The organism is Bacillus cereus group sp. BfR-BA-01356, from assembly GCF_022663635.1.
Lineage (GTDB): Bacteria > Bacillota > Bacilli > Bacillales > Bacillaceae_G > Bacillus_A > Bacillus_A cereus.
This window is the reverse complement of sequence record NZ_JAKUFX010000227.1, coordinates 1-3,746: the sequence shown is the minus strand read 5'-3', so window position 1 is coordinate 3,746 and position 3,746 is coordinate 1. Positions and strand designations below refer to the sequence as shown.

The window sequence follows — 3,746 nt, the reverse complement described above, 5'->3', positions numbered from 1 at the left end:
GGGTTTATTTGAGATGCTTATTTTTAAGAGTATGCTTTTATTTTAGGAATGTTTTGATCCGATGAGTCGAAAGCTCAGGTTGTGCTCACTCTTAAGTTGATGGGCATGGGTACATTACCGCCTCTATCCTTTTTAGGTGACCAAATAATTTCTAATCCTTTTTCCTCTTGATATGTATGCCCCTGCATAACAATAAAATGATTCATATACTCTCTCCTAAAGCGTTAACTCATTACGCTATTTTCTATTTAATATAATACTAAAAAATTCTCCTATGATTAGCAAATTGTCTGTTTCATTTTCAATACCAAACAACCTTTTCTACAGAAAAATTCTGCAATTCCTTTTACTCAACAATTGAGAAATTTAATTTTATATCCATTTATAAAAACAAAAGAGTTGACCCAAAAGGTCAACTCTTCTATTTTAAATTTTTTATTTCTCTTCTTCTTCTTTTTTTGCAATTTCCCGTTCATTTTTAGCGATTAAATCATGAAAATGTTCTTCTTTGTTTTCTTCAATATAATTCATAAGGTCTTTCAGTTCCATTTATATCGCCTCCTGTATTTATTATATCAATAATATAATAAAATGTCAGGATAATATCTATTAATTATTTTATAAAATTTATAAGATATATATTCACTAAAAAACAAGAGCTGATTTCTCGATAAATTGATTATTTCGAGATTCATCAACAATAATTTCTTTTACTCGTTTTGATTCTTTAAAAGCAAAAACTTCTGGTTCCTTCCCGGTATTATCATATAAAGTATAGCAATCTATTAAATCTTTAATGTTAGAAAAAGTAGTCGCTACTTTCATATGACTTTCTTCAATTATATTTTGGGGTACCAATCTTCCTGTTACTTTAAAACGCAAATTGAATCGCTCTAAAGCAACCTTTATTGGGACATCTACAATAATTGCTTTAATGCTAAAACCTGCTAGTCTTAATTGTTGAATTAACTTTTTGTATTTTACTTCATTTTTCATTGTACCATCATACACAAAATTTATTTTTCTTTTCATACAGATTTTTAAAAGTTTCATGGTAATATCACTACTTTCATCATGAACTAAAAAAGCTGCTTGTTTCATTAACTCACTATTCCCAGATTCTATTAACTCTTGATATTCTGGTATTTTTTCTTTGATCTTATCAGGATCTATCCAAACCATATTTTGTTTCTGATGTTTATATCCCTTACTTACTAACTCTCCAATTGAGCTTTTTCCAGCAGCAGAACCACCACCAAGTAATATAGCTTCAGGTTCTTGCTCTTGCTGCGGTTGATCATTTAGAAATAATTTAATGATTTCATTATGTAAAAGCTTACGTTCTATTGTATACTCCCCATTAATTACGTACTTTTCTCTAGTTGGTTTCAATTTTTATTCTCCTCTTCTATAGATGCATTATTGTGTCCCTTTAAAAATTTGAGACCTTCCCCTTTAACTACGCTTATTACTTCGGTATTTTGAAATCTCTATAAGAGATTTAACTTACTATAATTTCATATAACTCTTTTTGTTAGATGCTATAGGTTTCAATTCATCACTATATATTCCTTCTAAACAATCATATTTCTCTTTAGCTTAAAACCTACTTTAAACCTCCACTTAAACAAATAAAAAAGGGCTCCTTTAAGTCGATTAATCGTGCATAGCAAATAGGCTATATACACTAATCGGCTCAAAGAAGCCCTTTCAAAATTGAAACAAGAAAAAACTTGCTTCTACAACTCAACCACATCACATAAGATGTGGGAATAAACGGAATCAAATAAACTAACAATATAATTATATATTACATAATAAAAGTATAATTCTCAAGGATATTTCATTAAAATATTCCTACAGTGCTTCTACGGTAGGAATATCAGCAGGTGCCCACTTTAAATGCTTTAAATCTTTAATACTCATCCATTTTAGCTCTGCATGCTCAAGAGCTTTAGGCTTACCTGCCAAGATTCTAGCTTTATATGTAGTAAGATGAACAACAATAGTTTCATACTCGTACTCGACTTCCTCTACCTTCTCATCTACAACAATTGTACATCCAAGCTCTTCTTTAATTTCACGAATTAATGCAGCTGGTGGCTCTTCTCCCTTGTTTATCTTACCACCTGGAAATTCCCAATAATTTGGTAACGTCATTGTAGGAGAACGTAATGCACATAAGACTGCATTATTTTCATTAACAATTACCGCACCAACCACTGATATTTTTCTCTTCATACTTACTCACTTCCTTATACAGTTTAATTAATACTTACTATCTTATATTAATTCATATTTTAACACCAAGTTTTCCTTTTAGATGATGATTAAACTTTCATTTATACTAAAATCTTTCAAGTAAGCAAGAAAAAATGAAAATAAAAAATGGAAAATTTGTTAACGACAATGATATGCTTACATATGTATATATGTTACATAAATACATTAATTTTATTAAATGAGAGGTGATGAATTACATCTCGATATTAAATCATTACATTATTATAATTTATAAGCAAAATCTAGTATCTTAGATAAGGAGGTTCTTAAATGAACTGGAGAAAAATTTTTGGTTATCGCTCTAAAACCGCATGGAAAATGTTTATTGCTTCCATTGTTTATATCTTTATTTTATTTTTAATACTTCAAGCAATTATTCCAAATTCTATTCGCCCTGCCCTTGTTAATATTGGTTTTTTGGGATTTTCGTTAAGCTTACTTGCTTTAATTATTGGATTAATCAAACCACAATTTATGTTACCCAAAATACAAATTAAAACCAGAAAGAAAGTAGTATATTCATATTTATATCTAGCACTAGCTTTCTTTTTAATGGGTATTGTATTTATTGATGGAAAATCAACTTCCAATCAAACTGTACAAAAGGCAGACACCAAAGTTGCCACTTCACAAGATACTAAAAAAGATACAGCAGACACAAAGAGTAAGGAAGAAGCTGACCGTAAAGCTCAAGAAGAGACTCAACGTAAAGCTCAGGAAGAAGCTAACCGTAAAGCTCAAGAAGAAGCTAATCGTAAGGCCCAGGAAGAAGCTTCACAAAAGAGTAATGCTGTCGTTTCCTCATCTAGTGGTAATCATAACGGTTCTAATCGGAAACCTTTCCAAAATGATCCTAGTGATGACAAAGAATCCAATACCACTTGTAAAGGACAAATTAAAGGAAATGCCAATTCGAAAAAATACCATGTTCCTGGTGGACAATATTATGATTCTACAAAAGACAATATTGTTTGGTTCTGTTCAGAAACTGATGCTCAAGCAGCTGGTTATGTGAGATCTAAAAAATAAAATCAATTACATTAGAAAAGGAAACACTCTAAAAGCGTTTCCTTTTCTAATGTCAAAATATTATTATGTTATTATTCATTTAGTAATAGCAAATAATAATCTACACCCTATTAAGAGATTAAATATAAGCTGCTTTACAAGCTTGTTGGACAGCTTGTACTTCAGATGAATTTTTACCATATAAGTTTGTTGCTACACGAATACAACCCTCCTTTAATTCTTTAAAGTCAGAAATCATATTTAACTCATCCATATTTACATAATACAAGATATCAAACATCTTATCTTCTTCCAAGATTTCTTTTCTTTTAACTCTAACATTTCAAATTCCCCTCGTATATTAATATTTAAGCCCTATCTCAGGCTTAGTTTTACTCTCTAATAAGAGTCCAGTAATAAAGAAAATACTTGGACGTCTCAAGATATTTCTAGAT

General features: G+C 30.0%; 4 protein-coding genes and 1 pseudogene. 1 reads left to right on the top strand and 4 read right to left on the bottom strand.

Annotation, left to right across the window (positions count from 1 at the left end):
• Positions 1 to 107: 107 nt before the first annotated feature.
• The 3 genes and pseudogenes from MR168_RS33540 to MR168_RS32430 form a co-directional block, all read right to left on the bottom strand.
• Positions 108 to 206: pseudogene (locus MR168_RS33540) on the bottom strand (HNH endonuclease); the annotation flags it as partial.
• A 439-nt stretch (positions 207 to 645) separates the two neighbouring features.
• Complete coding sequence (locus MR168_RS32435; protein ID WP_086412242.1) at positions 646 to 1,392, bottom strand: zeta toxin family protein; 747 nt, start codon at positions 1,390 to 1,392, stop codon at positions 646 to 648.
• 465 nt (positions 1,393 to 1,857) lie between these two features.
• Entirely contained in the window at positions 1,858 to 2,241 is a 384-nt protein-coding gene (locus MR168_RS32430; protein WP_000823375.1) for a (deoxy)nucleoside triphosphate pyrophosphohydrolase, read from the bottom strand.
• Between the two features lie 312 nt (positions 2,242 to 2,553).
• On the opposite strand from MR168_RS32430, the gene MR168_RS32425 reads away from it, so the two are divergent.
• Positions 2,554 to 3,312: a sunset domain-containing protein gene (locus tag MR168_RS32425; RefSeq protein WP_086412243.1), complete on the top strand. Its 759-nt coding sequence runs from the start codon at positions 2,554 to 2,556 to the stop codon at positions 3,310 to 3,312.
• Between the two features lie 118 nt (positions 3,313 to 3,430).
• Here MR168_RS32425 and MR168_RS32420 read toward each other — a convergent pair whose 3' ends face one another.
• Positions 3,431 to 3,592, bottom strand: a complete 162-nt coding sequence (locus tag MR168_RS32420; protein ID WP_046945696.1) for a M4 family metallopeptidase — start codon at positions 3,590 to 3,592, stop codon at positions 3,431 to 3,433.
• Positions 3,593 to 3,746 lie beyond the last annotated feature (154 nt).